17 protein-coding genes are annotated in these 14,659 nt (G+C 73.8%); 12 read left to right on the top strand and 5 right to left on the bottom strand.

Going from position 1 to position 14,659, the window contains the following annotated elements; all coding sequences use genetic code 11:
• The first annotated feature begins 139 nt into the window (after nucleotides 1-139).
• Complete coding sequence (locus BM051_RS08325) at nucleotides 140-562, top strand: roadblock/LC7 domain-containing protein (RefSeq protein ID WP_092529416.1); 423 nt, start codon at nucleotides 140-142, stop codon at nucleotides 560-562.
• A gap of 27 nt (nucleotides 563-589) precedes the next feature.
• Nucleotides 590-928: a DUF742 domain-containing protein gene (locus BM051_RS08320; protein ID WP_243859227.1), complete on the top strand. Its 339-nt coding sequence runs from the start codon at nucleotides 590-592 to the stop codon at nucleotides 926-928.
• 384 nt (nucleotides 929-1,312) lie between these two features.
• On the opposite strand, the gene BM051_RS08315 is transcribed toward BM051_RS08320, so the two are convergent.
• Nucleotides 1,313-3,580 carry a helicase-associated domain-containing protein gene (locus BM051_RS08315; RefSeq protein WP_092529681.1) on the bottom strand — a complete coding sequence of 756 codons (2,268 nt, stop codon included), beginning with the start codon at nucleotides 3,578-3,580 and terminating at the stop codon, nucleotides 1,313-1,315.
• A gap of 120 nt (nucleotides 3,581-3,700) precedes the next feature.
• On the opposite strand from BM051_RS08315, the gene BM051_RS08310 reads away from it, so the two are divergent.
• The 4 genes from BM051_RS08310 to BM051_RS08295 all read left to right on the top strand — a co-directional run bounded on the left by BM051_RS08310 (nucleotide 3,701) and on the right by BM051_RS08295 (nucleotide 6,909).
• Entirely contained in the window at nucleotides 3,701-3,892 is a 192-nt protein-coding gene (locus BM051_RS08310) for a hypothetical protein (RefSeq protein ID WP_092529414.1), read from the top strand.
• Nucleotides 3,893-3,989: 97 nt separating this feature from the next.
• A complete protein-coding gene (locus tag BM051_RS08305) occupies nucleotides 3,990-5,396 on the top strand; it encodes an NAD-dependent malic enzyme (RefSeq protein WP_092529413.1) in 1,407 nt (468 codons plus the stop codon).
• Entirely contained in the window at nucleotides 5,393-5,881 is a 489-nt protein-coding gene (gene moaC / locus BM051_RS08300) for a cyclic pyranopterin monophosphate synthase MoaC (RefSeq protein ID WP_092529412.1), read from the top strand. Before BM051_RS08305 ends, moaC begins: the two co-directional genes overlap by 4 nt.
• The gene (locus BM051_RS08295; protein ID WP_092529411.1) at nucleotides 5,878-6,909 is read left to right on the top strand and encodes a molybdenum cofactor biosynthesis protein MoaE; all 1,032 of its coding nucleotides are present in this window, start codon (nucleotides 5,878-5,880) and stop codon (nucleotides 6,907-6,909) included. The genes moaC and BM051_RS08295 overlap by 4 nt, the downstream gene beginning before the upstream one ends.
• Before the next feature lie 379 nt (nucleotides 6,910-7,288).
• On the opposite strand, the gene BM051_RS08290 is transcribed toward BM051_RS08295, so the two are convergent.
• The 4 genes from BM051_RS08290 to moaA all read right to left on the bottom strand — a co-directional run bounded on the left by BM051_RS08290 (nucleotide 7,289) and on the right by moaA (nucleotide 10,644).
• A complete protein-coding gene (locus BM051_RS08290; RefSeq protein WP_092529410.1) occupies nucleotides 7,289-7,933 on the bottom strand; it encodes a LysM peptidoglycan-binding domain-containing protein in 645 nt (214 codons plus the stop codon).
• 400 nt (nucleotides 7,934-8,333) lie between these two features.
• Complete coding sequence (locus tag BM051_RS08285; protein ID WP_092529409.1) at nucleotides 8,334-9,242, bottom strand: phosphatidylinositol-specific phospholipase C/glycerophosphodiester phosphodiesterase family protein; 909 nt, start codon at nucleotides 9,240-9,242, stop codon at nucleotides 8,334-8,336.
• An 87-nt stretch (nucleotides 9,243-9,329) separates the two neighbouring features.
• A complete protein-coding gene (locus BM051_RS08280) occupies nucleotides 9,330-9,584 on the bottom strand; it encodes a MoaD/ThiS family protein (protein ID WP_092529408.1) in 255 nt (84 codons plus the stop codon).
• A gap of 1 nt (nucleotide 9,585) precedes the next feature.
• The gene (gene moaA, locus BM051_RS08275; RefSeq protein WP_092529680.1) at nucleotides 9,586-10,644 is read right to left on the bottom strand and encodes a GTP 3',8-cyclase MoaA; all 1,059 of its coding nucleotides are present in this window, start codon (nucleotides 10,642-10,644) and stop codon (nucleotides 9,586-9,588) included.
• 130 nt (nucleotides 10,645-10,774) lie between these two features.
• Here moaA and BM051_RS08270 point away from each other — a divergent pair, with 130 nt between their 5' ends.
• The 6 genes from BM051_RS08270 to BM051_RS08245 are packed head-to-tail and all read left to right on the top strand — an operon-like array spanning nucleotide 10,775 to nucleotide 14,634.
• Nucleotides 10,775-11,179, top strand: a complete 405-nt coding sequence (locus tag BM051_RS08270) for a TOBE domain-containing protein (RefSeq protein ID WP_092529407.1) — start codon at nucleotides 10,775-10,777, stop codon at nucleotides 11,177-11,179.
• Nucleotides 11,176-11,910, top strand: coding sequence for a molybdate ABC transporter substrate-binding protein (gene modA, locus BM051_RS08265; RefSeq protein WP_092529406.1), 735 nt, complete (start codon nucleotides 11,176-11,178; stop codon nucleotides 11,908-11,910). The genes BM051_RS08270 and modA overlap by 4 nt, the downstream gene beginning before the upstream one ends.
• Nucleotides 11,911-11,930: 20 nt before the next feature.
• Nucleotides 11,931-12,728, top strand: a complete 798-nt coding sequence (locus BM051_RS08260; RefSeq protein ID WP_092529679.1) for an ABC transporter permease — start codon at nucleotides 11,931-11,933, stop codon at nucleotides 12,726-12,728.
• A complete protein-coding gene (locus tag BM051_RS08255; protein ID WP_092529405.1) occupies nucleotides 12,719-13,900 on the top strand; it encodes a sulfate/molybdate ABC transporter ATP-binding protein in 1,182 nt (393 codons plus the stop codon). Before BM051_RS08260 ends, BM051_RS08255 begins: the two co-directional genes overlap by 10 nt.
• A gap of 42 nt (nucleotides 13,901-13,942) precedes the next feature.
• Nucleotides 13,943-14,233 (top strand): type II toxin-antitoxin system Phd/YefM family antitoxin, encoded by a 291-nt coding sequence (locus BM051_RS08250; RefSeq protein WP_092529404.1) that lies wholly within the window; start codon nucleotides 13,943-13,945, stop codon nucleotides 14,231-14,233.
• Nucleotides 14,230-14,634 carry a type II toxin-antitoxin system VapC family toxin gene (locus BM051_RS08245; protein WP_166677570.1) on the top strand — a complete coding sequence of 135 codons (405 nt, stop codon included), beginning with the start codon at nucleotides 14,230-14,232 and terminating at the stop codon, nucleotides 14,632-14,634. The genes BM051_RS08250 and BM051_RS08245 overlap by 4 nt, the downstream gene beginning before the upstream one ends.
• Nucleotides 14,635-14,659 lie beyond the last annotated feature (25 nt).

The following is a 14,659-nucleotide window of genomic DNA, read 5'->3' as shown; positions in this document are numbered from 1 at the left end:
GCGGGGCCGCGGGGAGGCGCCGCGATGGGCGCGGTTGCGCGCACGGACAGTGGCGAAACCGGTTGGGGAGCAGGGTCGACAGCGGCCGCATGGTGAATAGTCTTGCGCCAAGGGATCCCACCAGGCAGCAGGAGGGACAGTGACGGCTTCCGCCCAGCAGTCGGGGAATTTCGGCTGGCTCATCACGGACTTCGTGCGCAGGGTTCCCGGTGCCGCGCACGCGGTGGTGGTGTCGGCCGACGGTCTCTTGCTCGCCGGGTCGGACGGGCTACCCCAGGACCGCGCGGAGCAGCTCTCCGCGGTGGCGTCCGGGTTGGTCAGCCTGACCCAGGGCGCGGCGCGCTGCTTCGAGGCCGGCAGGGTCAACCAGACAGTGGTGGAGATGGAGCGGGGGTACCTGTTCCTGATGTCGATCAGTGACGGCTCGTGCCTCGCGGTACTGGCCGCGCCGTCGTGTGACATCGGGACGGTGGCCTACGAGATGACGTTGCTGGTGGACCGGGTTGGTGAGCAGATGACGCCGGAGCTGCGGGCGCAGCTCCAGGGCGGCGTGCGTGGGTAGCCGCGGATGAGGACGCCGGGACGTGAGATGCGCCGGTCCCTGGTGCGGCCGTACGCCCGCACCAGGGGACGGACCACGCCGTGCCGGAAGCTGGAGCTGGAGACGTTGATCTCGACCAGCGAGCGCGGCCGGCACGGGCGGGCGGCGTCGGTGGCGCAGCGGCGGATCTGTGACCTGTGCGCGGAGACCCGGTCCGTGGCGGAGGTGGCGGCACACCTGGGGCTGCCGCTGGCCGTGGTGAAGGTGTTGGTGGGCGACCTCGCCGACGCCGGCATGGTGCAAATCCACGAGCCGGGCCTGGTGCTGGGGGACCGCACGTCGCGAGAGTTCATGGAACGCGTCCTGAACGGCCTGCGCGCCCTGTAGCCGTAGTGAGTGCCCGTAGTGGCCCGCCGGCCGATCGCTCGAAGACGTTGTGCGCCCCGAGCCGCGCCTCGGGTCCGAGCCCGTGCCGAGCCGCCCGCCCCTGGAAGTTGCTCGGCGCCCAGCTTGTCGCTGGTGAGGCCGTCTGGCGGGTGTGGTGGGAATCCGTGGACAACTGGGCCGAGTTCGCGCCGTGAGTGGCCCGTTGGTGCCCTGCGCTCCTCCGCCTGAGGCGGCCCGACGTGGCTCCGCGCGAGGGCGGTGAGCATGGCCGGTCCGCGGGGGCGGCCGCGGTGCGGGTCGGCCTGCTGGGCGGCCGGGATGGCTCGATCCCGGGTGAGGGCGGGGTGCGGTTCGCGGCCCCGAGGGAGGGACGACCGGCGGGACTCAGTCCTCGACCAGGGCGGCCGACGTGATGCGGTGCAGGGGATAGCGTTCGTTGTCGGTGCTCTCCAGCACACCACCGCCGACCCGGACGGGTGTCACGATCCGCTGGCTCGCCGTCCCGTGCGCGTCGACGAACCCGATCCACACCTCCCGCTGCTCCCTGGTCGCTTCGCTGAGCAACGCCAACGTCGCCGAGGTGTCCGGTCCGCCGCCGGCGGGCAACCGCGCGGTCGCCCCGCGCCGCGCGCGGGCCGCCCGGTCACCGGCCCGCAGGTGCGTCAGCACCGCCGCCAGTTGCTCCTCGCCGATCGGGCGCTGCCCCGCCACCACCGGCCGGGCCCGGCTCCGCGCTCGCGGTGGGATCCGCCGTCCGCTCGGCCGCAGATCCACCACCTGCCCGTCCGGTCCCTCCGCGGCCGGCGCGAACCCGGCCGCCCGCAGGCCGTCGAGCACCTCGGCCAGCGGGTAGGGGCTCACCAGCACGGTCGGCGCGATCCGGCGCAGGTCGAGCTCCGCCGCGGCCGGGTTGGCCAGCACCTCGGCCAGCAGCACCTCGTCGTCACACCGCAGGAACGACCCCGCGGCACCACCACGCAGCCGCCCGTGCCGCCGCGCGACGTCGTCGATCAGGTAGCTCAGCGACTGCGGCACCGGGGTGGCCGACCGCGTGCGGAACAGCTCGTGCAGCTCGTCGGCGGTGCGCCCGCCGTCCAGCGCCCGCCGCACCGACGTCTCGGTCACCCGGTACACCGTCGCGTGCCCGGCCGACTCGACGTCCGCGACCGCGGCGACCTCGGCAGCCAGCCCCGGCTCCAGCGGCCCCGGCGCGACGACGGTCAGGTCGGCCTGCACCAGCACGTGGTCGACCGGCGCCGGCAGCGCGTCGATCATCGCCTCCACCGCGCCCGGCCGGTCGTCGGCCAGCAGCGCCCTGGTCGCCGAGCTCGCCGCGCCGAGCGCCACCGCGCCCAGCGCGGCGCCCTCGGCCATGGTCCAGCGCACCACATCGTCGCGCAGCCGGCCCCCGCGCCGCGGCGCCCGCCACGCCAGCACGGCCACCAGCTCCTCGACCCCGCGGACTCCCGTGCCGGGGTCGAGGTCGGCCAACGCCCGCAACACCCGCCGCCGCCCGGCCGGCGCCAGCGGCCGGCGCAGGTCGTCGGCCAGCGGCGCGAGCGGTTTGTCCCTCGGGTCCCTGGCGCCGGCCAGCCCCGGCAACCGCGGCAGGTCCAGCCACGCCCGCGCCAGCGTCACCCAGCGCTGGGCCGGCGCGGAGGCCAGCCACGAGTCGGTCAGCGTGGTGGGCACCCACTCCGGCGAGGTCTCCTGGCTGTCGGCCACCAGCCCGGCCCCGGCGGCCAGCTCCACCAGCAGCACGGCGTGGTCCTCGGTGACCTCCAACTCCTTGGCCAGCCGGCGCACCTCGCGCACCCCCAGCCCGCCGGACTTCAGCACCGGTGGTGGCTGCGCGGACCACATCCGCAACAACGACTCGGTGCGCCGCAGGAACTCCATGGCCTCCCCGGCGGCCGCGGCGTCGACCGTCGACTGCTGGTGCGGATGGGTGGGCAGCGGCGGCTCCCGCCGGACGGCCGGCGGGAAGGCGTGCCCGCCACGCAGCGCGAGCCCCACCTCGCGGGGCAGCTCCACGGTCTGGTCGTCCCGACGGAGCAGCAGCCCGCAGGCCAGCAGCCGGCGCACCGGGCTGGGCGCGTCGGTGTCCGGGCTGTTCGGGATGTCCGCAACATCCGAGGCGTCCCGGGTACGGCCGATCGGCGGCCCCGCGGCGAGCTTGTCCAGCAGCGCGCGCTCGTCGGGGTCGAGCTCGGCCAGCAGCGCGGGCACGTCGGCCCCGGCGAGGTCCCTCCCCGGGGCGCCGAGGCCCGCGGGGAACGGCCCGAACACCTCCCTGGCCCCCGGCGGGACGCTGAGCGCGTCGTCGTCGCCCCACACCAGCGCCCTGGACCGGAGCGTGTCCAGCGCGGCGCGGGCCGCGGCCTGGTCGACACCCACCAGCTCGGCCACCGCGCCCGCCGGCACCGGTTCGGCGTCGGCGCCGGCGACCAGCAACGACTCGAGCACCGCGAGGGTGACGGTGTCCAGCGGCTCGCACGCGCGGGCGATGGAGCCGGGCGTGCCGGCGCGCGTGGCCAGGACGGTCGAGTCGGCGGGTGGCGGCGTGGCCAGGTCGCGCCGCGCGTGCAGCAGCGTGGCCAGCGCCTCGTCCGAGGCCGTGCGCAGCCAGTCAGCGAGGGAGGTCGCGGGCAGTGATCCCACGAAGTCTCACGATACCTGCCTGTCCGGCGCCCTCCGCCGATCAGGCACACTAGGGGCCGGTCAGGACACAGGCACTGACAGCGACACTCGCGGGAACTTGCGGAGGACGACGTGGCCAAGGCCGACAACGGTAAGCGGGACCGGATCGACCCCAGCTGGCCCGACGGCGAGCACCCGGTCTCGGAACTGGCCGCCGACCGGCAGGGCGCGCTGTCCCCGTACGGCGAGGTCACCTTCCCGCTGCGGGACGTGCCCTACGTGCACCCGAAGACCGAGATCAACTGGCAGCCGGAGACCGAGTAGGTTACTGGCGAGTTCTCCGCCAGGCGGCCGGTGGCGCCCGTCACGGAGATAGTGTTCTCCCCCGTCAGGAGTCCGTGTTCGATGCGGGGGTAGTGCCATGCCGGTTCCCGGTCCCGGTTACTCGATCACCGTGCGGGTCGACGCGCCACCGTCGTCGACCGCCGCCGGGGACCTCACCTCGGCGGTCGGCCGGGTCGGCGGCGTGCTCACGGCGTTCGACGTCGTGGAGTCCCACCCCGACGCGATCGTCGTCGACCTCAGCGCCAACGTGCTCTCCGCCGAGCACGCCGACGACATCACGAAGGCGCTGAACGACCTCCCGGGTGTGCGGGTCCGCAAGGTCTCCGACCGGACCTTCCTGATCCACCTCGGCGGCAAGCTCGAGGTCGCGCCGAAGATCGCCCTGCGCAACCGCGACGACCTCTCCCGCGCCTACACCCCCGGCGTGGCCAGGGTCTGCCAGGCGATCGCGGCGAACCCCGAGGACGCCCGGCGGCTGACCATCAAGCGCAACACCGTCGCCGTGGTCACCGACGGCTCGGCCGTGCTGGGCCTCGGCAACATCGGCCCGGCCGCGGCGCTGCCGGTGATGGAGGGCAAGGCCGCGCTGTTCAAGAAGTTCGCCGGCGTGGACGCCTGGCCGGTGTGCCTGGACACCCAGGACACCGAGGAGATCATCCGCACGGTGCGCGCGCTCGCGCCGGTCTACGCGGGCATCAACCTGGAGGACATCGCCGCGCCGCGTTGCTTCGAGATCGAGGCCCGGCTGCGTGAGTCGCTGGACATCCCGGTGTTCCACGACGACCAGCACGGCACCGCGATCGTGGTGGTCGGCGCGCTGCGCAACGCGCTGCGCGTGGTGGGCAAGCCCATCGAGCGGTGCAAGATCGTGGTGAGCGGGGTGGGCGCCGCCGGCTCGGCGATCATCCGGTTGCTGCTGCGGAAGAACCCGACCGACATCGTGGCCGTGGACATCAACGGCACGGTGCACCCCGGCCGGTCGGACCTCGACGACAACCTGCGCTGGGTGGCCGAGCAGACTAACCGGGACAACCTGGCCGGCACGCTGCACGAGGCGCTGGTCGGCGCCGACGTGTTCATCGGGGTGTCCGCGCCGAACCTGCTCGGCGCCGAGCACGTGGCCACCATGGCCGAGGACCCGGTGGTGTTCGCGCTGGCCAACCCCGACCCGGAGATCGATCCGCTGGAGGCGCAGAAGCACGCCGCCGTGGTCGCCACCGGGCGCAGCGACTACCCGAACCAGATCAACAACGTGCTCGCCTTTCCCGGCGTGTTCCGCGGGCTGCTCGACGCGCACGCGCACGACATCGACGACGAGATGCTGCTGGCGGCGGCCAACGCGATCGCCGACGTGGTGGACGGCGACCGGCTCAACGCCTCGTTCATCGTGCCCAGCGTGTTCGACTCCGCCGTGGCACCCGCGGTGGCCGAGGCGGTGAAGTCGGTGGCACTGCGCGAGCAGGCCACTAGTGTGGGTGCGTGACCGAACTGAGCCACCTCGACGAGGCGGGCGCGGCCCGCATGGTCGACGTCTCCGGCAAGGGCGCGACCAGGCGGGAGGCCGTGGCCACCGGCGTCGTGCGCACCACGGCCGAGGTGATCGGCCTGCTCTCCGACGGCGGCCTGCCCAAGGGTGACGCGCTGGCCACGGCGCGGATCGCCGGGATCATGGGCGCCAAGCGCACTTCCGAGCTGATCCCGCTGTGCCACCAGATCGCACTGTCCGGAGTGGACGTCGAGTTCGCGCTGGGGAAGCGCGAGGTGCGGATCACCGCGACGGCGCGGACCACCGACCGCACCGGGGTGGAGATGGAGGCGCTGACCGCCGTCGCGGTCGCCGGGCTGACCGTGCACGACATGATCAAGGCGGTGGACCCGGCCGCGACGCTGGACGGGGTGCGGCTGGAGCGCAAGGAGGGTGGCAAGGCGGGGTCCTGGCGCCGCCCCGAGGCGGGAGGACGGGCGTGAACCGCACCGCACGCGTCGTCGTGGCGTCCAACCGGGCCGCCGCCGGCGTCTACCCCGACCGCACCGGCCCGGTCATCGCGGCCTGGCTGGCCGAGCGCGGGTACGAGGTGCCCGAGCCGATCGTGGTCGGCGACGGGGAGCCGGTGGCGCGGGCGCTGCGCGAGTGCCTCGCCGCCCGGCCGGACGTGGTGATCACCACCGGGGGCACCGGTATCTCGCCGACCGACCGGACGCCGGACGTCACCGCCCCGCTGCTGGACGTGGAGCTGCCCGGCCTCGCCGACGCCGTGCGGAACGCGGGCCGGGACAAGGTGCCGACCGCCGTGCTGTCCCGCGGGCTGGCCGGGGTGGCCGGCCGGACGCTGGTGGTGAACCTCCCCGGCTCCCGCGGCGGGGTCGCCGACGGGCTGGCCGTGCTGGCCGGGGTGCTGGACCACGCGGTGGACCAACTCGCCGGTGCCGACCACCCCAGGGCCGACCACTCCCGCCCGGAGCGGACGGCCACCGAGGCCGAGCCCTCGGCCAGCGGCGAGCCAGCGTTCTCGGAGCCAGCGGTCTCGGAGACCGTGGGCGCTGAGCCGGTGTGCTCGGAGCCGGCGGGGGCGGTGCGGGTGCTGCGGGCGTGGGTGACCGAGGAGCCGCTGTCGGTGGAGGAGCACGCCGCGCTGGTGGAGGACCGGGCCGCGGGTGCGGTGGTGACTTTCGCCGGGGTGGTCCGCGACCACGATGGCGGCCGGTCGGTGCGGTCGCTGTACTACGAGGGGCACCCGAGCGCCGGTGAGGTCCTGGCCACGGTGGTGGCCGACGTGACCGCGCGGCACGCGGGGCTGCGTGCGGTGGCGGTGAGCCACCGGGTCGGTGCGCTGGAGATCGGCGACACCGCCCTCGCCTGCGCCGTGGCCGCGGACCACCGGGGCGCGGCGTTCACCGCCTGCGCGGCCCTGGTGGACGAGGTCAAGGCGCGGCTGCCGGTGTGGAAGCACCAGCAGTTCACCGACGGCACCGACGAGTGGGTCAACTCCCCCTGACGCTCGCGAAATCTACGTTCGGAACCGTGAGTTCCGCATTCGGACCGTGACCTACCGCGCTGATCGCGAGAACCGCAGGGTCGGAATCGCAGGACCCGGGCGGCTGGTCACAGTCGTGCTGGTCCGACGTGCGACGGAAGTCGACCCGAGTCGGGCCGAAACCGCCTTGACCGAGTTCCGGCACGCCGTACCGGAATGCGCGCCGTTTCGCGCCGCGCGCCGAACGCACGATCCCGAACGCGCTCTCGAAGGCTCAGCGGTAGATCTCGACGTTCCGAACGGCGATCTCTGCGTTCGGAACGTCGATCTCGGGAATGGGTGAGGGGCCCCACCACCCGGGGGATATGCGGTGGGGCCCCTCGCCGGCCTCAGGCGAAGATCACTTGGTGGCGATCTTCTGGCCGACCACGATGTAGTTGGGGTTGGAGATGTACTCCTTGTTCAACTCGTGCAGCTTCTGGTAGCCGCCCTCGACGTTGAACTTCTTGGCGATCTCGGTCAGCGTGTCGCCGGCCTCGACGGTGTAGTCACCGTTCGGGTTCGACTTGGCCACACCCGACAGCGTCGGAGCGGAGACCTTGGGCGCCGGGGCGCTCTTCCGCTTCGGGGTGCTGCTCTTCCGCTCGACCTTGGCCGAGCCCTGGGTGTTCTTGGCCTTGTAGCTGCCCGAGGCGCCGGCCTTCTTGCCGCACACCGGCCAGGCGCCGATGCCCTGGCCCTGCAGGACCCGCTCGGCGACCCGGATCTGCTCGTCGCGGGAGGCGTTGTGGGCCTTGCCGGAACCGCCGTAGGCCTTCCAGGTGCTGTCCTTGAACTGGAGACCGCCGTAGTACCCGTTGCCGGTGTTGATGCTCCAGTTGCCACCGCTCTCGCACTGCGCGATGGCATCCCAGTTGACGCTCTGCGCCTGCGCGGGGGTCGCGGCGATGGCCAACGGGGCGCCCACGGCCAGGCCCGCGACAGCGACGCGGGCGATGTGCCGAGTAGCAGCGGAGGTCTTGCGATGCTTGCCACGATAAGTCATTGCGACTCAGTCTCTCCTTCCGCGCCTACGGAGGAACTGAGCCGGACCGCGCCGGAACGCGAGACCGGACCGGCCTTGTGGGCCGGCGGACGTGACCGCCGCTCGCGCGTCGGCCGCGCCCCTCGTGTCCCTGTCCAGAAGTTTTCTCGCTCGGGGTTTGGGTCCGGGACTCCGCCGGACAGGGCTCGGCGCAACGGAATCCCGGGTCTTGCTCTGGTCGGTCGGGGCCAACCGAGAAGCGACGGTACGTAACGAAGGGCGTGATCGGAAATTTTGAGCGGCGTGACCTACATCACAGTAACAGCGCGCAACCTGGAACGATCCGGCTGTTTTCGCAGGTCAGCCGGCCGTTATCGGGCTGTTTCCTTCTCGAGATAAATCACCCAAAGTGAGGTCTGAGTCACGTCGTAAACGCGCGACTGCTCCATCGGTGCGCTACCTTGCGGGCGTGACTGCCCGCGCGGAGGAACGCCGCCAAACCGGCCAGATCGTCGGTGTTGACGTGGTCGACCTCGGCCGCGACGAGCTCCCGCCACAGGGCCGTCCTGGCCGGCCCCGGGGTGTCGGGCGTCGCCCAGAACCGCACCCGCTGACCGGCCGCGTGGGCGGTGCGCACGATCTCCCGCAGCCGCTCCCGCTCGGCCGGCGGGAACGGCCCCTCGCCGGTCCACGAGAACAGCCGGGTCCAGTTGTCCGACACCAGCGGCACCAGCCGGGCGTCGGCCCCGGGTCCGAGGTCGGTCGGGTCGACGATCCGGCCGTCGTAGAACGCCAGCCGGTACCGCTCGGCGGCCAGCACCTCCCGCGGCCGGTTCCCGGACAGCACCACGGTCACCGCACGCTCCCGCACGAGACCGTGGACGTAGGCGGTGAACAGGAAGGCGTACCGCGGGTGGCGCAGCCGCTGCCGCAGCGCGGCGTAGGTGCTCACCGCCTCGGTCTTGACGTCGACCAGCAGCTGGAACTCCGCCGGTCGCCGGTACACCCGCCCGTGGTGGGCCAGCACCCGCTGACGCAGCGGCTCCAGGTACAGCGCCTCCAGCGTGCGCTCCGGCGTCAGGTCCTCCGGGTCGTGCCCGACGAGCAGCTGGTCACCGACCAGGTGGATGTCGGCCTCGACGCTGGTGAACCCGTGGTCGAGCGCGTCCAGCAGCGGTCGCTCGTGCTCGTAGTCGTTGTGCGCGTGGGCCCGCTCCAGCGGTCGGACGGTGCCAGGAGGACGGGTCTCCGCCGTGGCGGGCGCCACGAGGGCGCCCAGCGCGGTCAGCAGCGCGAGCAGGAGCGCCGAGACGCGGCGCGGGGCGGTCATGCCGGCCAGCCTGTGCCGCGCGGGCGGACGGGACGTGAACGGCGCCTCGCGGCACGGTCACCGGCACGCGAACTCACGGGTGGTCTCCTATCCGCCGGCGAACGGGGGCAGCACGTCGAGCTCGGCGCCGTCCGGCACCGCCAGGGCGGGGTCGCGCACCGCGACGCCGTCCAGCAGGAAGCTCGCCGCGTCGAGGATGCGCGGGAGCCGGTCCGGGTGGCGCCGGCGCAGCTCGGCCACCACGTCGGCCACGGTGATCCCGGCCGGCAGTCGGAGTGCCTCCTGCTCGGTCCCCGCCGCGGCTCTTGCCGACGCGAAGAACCGCACCGTCACGGTCGTCACCTCAGCCGCCGATCGCGCTCATCGGCCGGATCGGCTGGGCGAACCCGGCCTCGTTGATCTCGTGGCCGGGCAGCTTGGCCCACATCGTGGCGCGCCACGCGTCGGCGATCTCCTCGTCCTCGGCGCCGGAGCGCAGCAGCGACCGCAGGTCCGTCTCGTCCGTGCTGAACAGGCAGGAGCGCACCGCGCCGTCGGCGGTGAGCCGGGTCCGCTCGCAGGCGGCGCAGAACGGTCGGGTGACCGACGCGATCACGCCCACCTCGTGCGGCCCGCCGTCCACCAGCCACCGCTCGGCCGGCGCGCCACCCCGCTCGGCCGGGCTCGGCGTCAGGGTGAACTCCGTGCCGAGCAGTTCGAGGATCTCCGCCGCGGTGATCATCTCCGCACGGTTCCAGCCGTGCTGGGCGTCCAGTGGCATCTGCTCGATGAACCGCAGGTGGTAGCCGTGCTCGAGGCAGAACCGCAGCAGGGGCACGGCCTGGTCCTCGTTGAGCCCGCGGATCAGCACCGCGTTGACCTTCACCGGGTCCAGCCCGGCTGCCCTGGCGGCGGCGAGCCCGGCCAGCACGTGGTCGAGCCGTTCGCGGCGGGTGATCCGGACGAACGTCTCCTCGTCGACCGCGTCCAGTGAGACGTTGATCCGGTCCAGGCCGGCGCCGGCCAGCGCGCGGGCCCGCTTGGCCAGCCCGATGCCGTTGGTGGTCATCGACAGCCGTGGTCGCGGGCGCAGCGCCGCCACGTCGGCCACCAGCCGCTCCAGGCCGGGGCGCAGGAGCGGCTCACCGCCGGTGAGCCGGATGTCGGTGACGCCGAGCCGCTGCACCGCGACGCGGAGCAGCCGGAGCAGCTCGGCGTCGGAGAGCAACTGCTCGCCGGGCGTCCACTCCAGACCCTCGGCCGGCATGCAGTAGGTGCAGCGCAGGTTGCACCGGTCGGTGAGGGACACCCGCAGGTCGGTCGCCACCCGCCCGTAGGTGTCGATGAGCGCGGGGTCGTCCGGCCGCGGGACCCGGTGGGGCGCGCGAGGGATCCGGGGTATCCCGAGGTCGACGGAGGTCACCTTCACCAGCGTAGTGCGGTAGGTCACGGCCGAACACCGCCGGCGTGCCGTGACGCCGGTCCCGTTCGCGTCGCGGGAACACGCGGGAGACCTGGCCAGTTCCGCGTTCGCGGAGTTAGGCTCCCGGATCATGCCGCAGTTTCGGTTGTCGGAGGCCGCTCGGCTGCTCGGGGTCAGCGACGACACCGTGCGCCGCTGGGTGCGGGCCGGCCGCCTGTCCGTCGCCGCCGACGCCGCGGGGCGTCAGGTGGTCGACGGCGCGGAGCTGGCTGGGTTCGCCCGCGGCTTCGCCGAGGACGCCCCCGACCCTTCCGGCGTGGGACGATCCGCCCGCAACCGCTTCGTCGGGCTGGTCACCGAGGTGGTCGCGGACACCGTGATGGCCAAGGTGGAGCTGCAGTGCGGGCCGCACCGGGTGACGTCGCTGATGACCGCGGACGCGGTGACCGAGCTGGATCTGCGGCCCGGTGTCCTCGCCGTGGCCGTGGTGAAGGCCACGCACGTCGTGGTGGAGACGCCGGGAGGCGCCCGATGAGGCGACCGGCCGCGGTCCTGCTCGCCGCCGTGCTGGTCGCCACCGGCTGCGCCGGCGCCGCGGGCGGCACCACGCTGACCGTGTTCGCCGCCGCCTCGCTGACCGAGTCGTTCGGCGCGCTGGAGCACCGCTTCGAGGCCGACCACCCCGGGGTGGACGTGCGGCTGAACCTGGGCGGCTCGGCCCGCCTCGCCCAGCAGATCGCGGAGGGCGCGCCGGCCGACGTGTTCGCCGCCGCCGACCCGGAGGCGATGCGGCGGGCCGGGGAGCGGGTGGCTGAGCCCGCGGTGTTCGCCACCAACCGGCTCACCGTCGTGGTCGCCCCGGGCAACCCGCTGGGCGTCACCGGGCTCGCCGACCTCGCCCGGCCGGACGTGACCACGGTCGTCTGCGCGCCGCGGGTGCCGTGCGGTGCCGCCGCCCAGCGGCTGGCCGCGCTGGCCGGCGCACCGCTGCGCCCGGCCAGCGAGGAGCAGGACGTCAAGGCCGTGCTGAACAAGGTCAGGGTCGGCGCCGCCGACGCGGGGTTGGTGTACGTCACCGACGCGCCCGTGGCCGCCGGCGCCGTGGACACCGTCGAGATCCCCGCCGCCGAGCGGGTGGTCAACGACTACCCGATCGCGGTGCTCCGGGACGCCCCGGCGGGGGAGCTCGCCAGGGCGTTCGTCGACCTGGTGCTCGGCCCGGTCGGCCGGGAGGAGCTCGCCGCGCGGGGCTTCGGCACGCCGTGAGCGACGCGCGCCGGTCCCGTCTGCCGTGGGTGCTGTGGGTGCCGGCGGCGCTCGCGCTCGCGCTCGTGGTGCTGCCGGTGCTGGGCCTGGTGCTGCGCACCGACCTGACCGGGCTGCCCGCACTGCTCACCGCGCCGGTGGCGCGCAACGCGCTCGAGCTGTCGCTGCTCACCGCGACCCTGTCCACGCTGTGCTGCGTGCTGCTCGGCGTGCCGCTGGCGGTGGTGCTGGCGCGGGCCCGGTTCCGCGGCGTGCGGTTGGTCCGCTCGGTCGTGCTGCTGCCGCTGGTGCTGCCGCCGGTGGTCGGCGGGCTGGCGCTGCTCTACCTGCTCGGTCGCAACGGCTTCCTCGGTTACCTGCTCGACGTGGTGGCCGGGGTGCGGGTGCCGTTCACCACGGCCGCCGTGGTCGTCGCGCAGACGTTCGTCGCGATGCCGTTCCTGGTGGTGAGCCTGGAGGGCGCGCTGCGTGGCGCGGGCGACCGCTACGAGCGGGTGGCCGCGACGCTCGGTGCCCGGCCGTGGACGGTGTTCCGCAGGGTGACCGTGCCGCTGCTGCTGCCGGCGCTGGGCTCGGGCACGGTGCTCAGCTTCGCCCGCGCGCTCGGCGAGTTCGGCGCCACGATCACCTTCGCCGGCAGCCTCGAGGGCGTCACCCGCACCCTGCCGCTGGAGGTGTACGCGCAGGCCGAGTCCGATGTGGACAGCGCGGTGGCGCTGTCGCTGCTGCTGGTCGTGGTGGCCGTGCTGGTGGTCGTCGTCGCGCGGCCGCGGGTGCTGGACGGCGGACGGGGTCGGGGGGAGCGGGCATGGGGTTGACCGCGGAGATCGAACTGACCCGACGGCACGCCGGCGGCGAGTTCCGGCTCTCCGTCGCGCTCGCCGTGCCGGCCGGCGGGGTGCTGGCGATCCTCGGCCCGAACGGCGCCGGCAAGTCCACGGTGCTCGGTTGCCTCGCCGGGCTGCTCGCGCCGGACCGGGCGGAGATCGCGCTCGGCGGGCGGGTGCTGGACGGGCCGGGCGTCCGGCTGCCGCCGGAGGCCCGCGGCGTCGGCCTGCTGGCCCAGGACCCGCTGCTGTTCCCGCACCTGTCGGTGCTGGACAACGTCGCGTTCGGACCGCGGTCGCGGGGTGCGGGCCGGGCGGCGGCCAGTGCGGTGGCCCGCCGGTGGCTTGCCGAGGTGGACGCCGCCGCGTTCGCCGACCGCCGGCCGGCGCAGCTGTCCGGCGGGCAGGCGCAGCGGGTGGCGATCGCCAGGGCGCTCGCCGGCGACCCCGGTCTGCTGCTGCTCGACGAGCCGCTCGCCGCCCTCGACGCGCACACCGCGCCGGCCGTCCGCGGGCTGCTCCGCCGGGTGCTGCGGCCGTCACCTGGCCGCGCCGCGCCGGCACCGCCGGTCGTGGTCCTGGTCACCCACGACCCGCTCGACGCGCTCGCGCTGGCCGACGAGGTGCTCGTGCTCAACGCCGGCAAAGTGGTGGAACGCGGGCCGACCCGGGAGGTGCTCGCCGCGCCGCGCACCCCGTTCACCGCGCGGGTCGCCGGGCTGAACCTCGTGCCCGGCACGGCCGTGGCCGAGGGGTTGCGCACCGGCCGCGGTGAGCTGGTGCGCGGGCTGCTCGCGGAGGACGCCGTGCTCGGCGAGCCGGCCGTCGCGGTCTTCGCGCCGGCCGCGGTCGCCGTCTACCCGCCGGATCCGGTGCCGGCCGGCAGCCCGCGCAACACCGCGCCGGCCGTGGTCGGCGCGCTGGAGCCGCAGGGCTCACTGGTTCGGCTGCACTGTGCTGGAACGACGGAACGAGCCGGAACGGAGGAACGGGTGGACGGTGCCGAGTGGACGGCCGGCCTCACCGCCGACCTCACCTCCGCCGCGGTCGCCGAGCTGGCGCTCGAGCCCGGTCGCCAGATCCGACTGGCGATCAAGGCCACCATGGTCACCGTGCACCCGGCGCCCGCCGAGGACACGAGACCAGCGGACGGCGACGGCTGAACCACGAAAATGTGGCCACAAAAATGTGATACATTACGTGGTATGGCGGACGATCACGTGGTGGGGCTGCGGGAGTTGCGGCACAGCACCGGGGAAGTGCTCGCGCGGGTGCGGCACGGCGAGACCATCGACGTCACCGAGCACGGAAAGCTGATCGCCCGAATCGTGCCGGTGCGGGACCGTCAACCGGCGCCGATCCTCACCCGGCTGGCCGACGCCGGTCGACTCCAGCGAGCGAAGCGTCCTGGGTACCGGCCCCGGATGCATCCTGGCGACGGCACCGATCTCTTGACTGATGCCCTTGCCGAGCTTCGCGCCGAGGAACGCTGGTGACCGTCTACTACGTGGACACCTCGGCGGCGATCAAACTGTTGTGGAAGGAACGGCACTCGACAGCGTTCGCCGACTTCTACGACGCGGGCGCCGCGGCCGGGTGGGTCAGTTCCGCCCTGCTGAAGATCGAGGTCATGCGTGCGGTACACCGGGCAGCGCCGATGCTGGCGCCGGACGCGCGCGACCTGCTCACCGCGTTCGACCTCATCGCGATGGACGACGACATCGTGGACGCCGCGATGAACGAGCCCAACCGCACGCTTCGCTCACTCGATGCCATCCATTTGGCGACGGCACGAGTGCTCGCCACCGAGCTGACCGGGTTGGTCACCTATGACGACCGGTTGATGACCGCGGCGGAGGAGGCGGGGCTGCCGATCGTGACACCTCGGGAGGCGTGAGGCATCCGGCGGCGTAGGGCGCCGG

Source organism: Amycolatopsis arida (assembly GCF_900115565.1).
Classification (GTDB): domain Bacteria; phylum Actinomycetota; class Actinomycetes; order Mycobacteriales; family Pseudonocardiaceae; genus Yuhushiella; species Yuhushiella arida.
The sequence above is the reverse complement of the archived record's forward strand: the minus strand, read 5'-3'. Positions and strand labels throughout refer to the sequence as shown.

Coding starts and splice junctions, on each gene's coding strand:
- BM051_RS08320 (WP_243859227.1), top strand. CDS start 590: ATGCGCCGGTCCCTGGTGCGGCCGTACGCCCGCACCAGGGGACGGACC.
- BM051_RS08305 (WP_092529413.1), top strand. CDS start 3,990: ATGCCGGTTCCCGGTCCCGGTTACTCGATCACCGTGCGGGTCGACGCG.
- BM051_RS08290 (WP_092529410.1), bottom strand. CDS start 7,933: ATGACTTATCGTGGCAAGCATCGCAAGACCTCCGCTGCTACTCGGCAC.
- BM051_RS08285 (WP_092529409.1), bottom strand. CDS start 9,242: ATGACCGCCCCGCGCCGCGTCTCGGCGCTCCTGCTCGCGCTGCTGACC.
- BM051_RS08270 (WP_092529407.1), top strand. CDS start 10,775: ATGCCGCAGTTTCGGTTGTCGGAGGCCGCTCGGCTGCTCGGGGTCAGC.
- modA (WP_092529406.1), top strand. CDS start 11,176: ATGAGGCGACCGGCCGCGGTCCTGCTCGCCGCCGTGCTGGTCGCCACC.
- BM051_RS08255 (WP_092529405.1), top strand. CDS start 12,719: ATGGGGTTGACCGCGGAGATCGAACTGACCCGACGGCACGCCGGCGGC.
- BM051_RS08250 (WP_092529404.1), top strand. CDS start 13,943: ATGGCGGACGATCACGTGGTGGGGCTGCGGGAGTTGCGGCACAGCACC.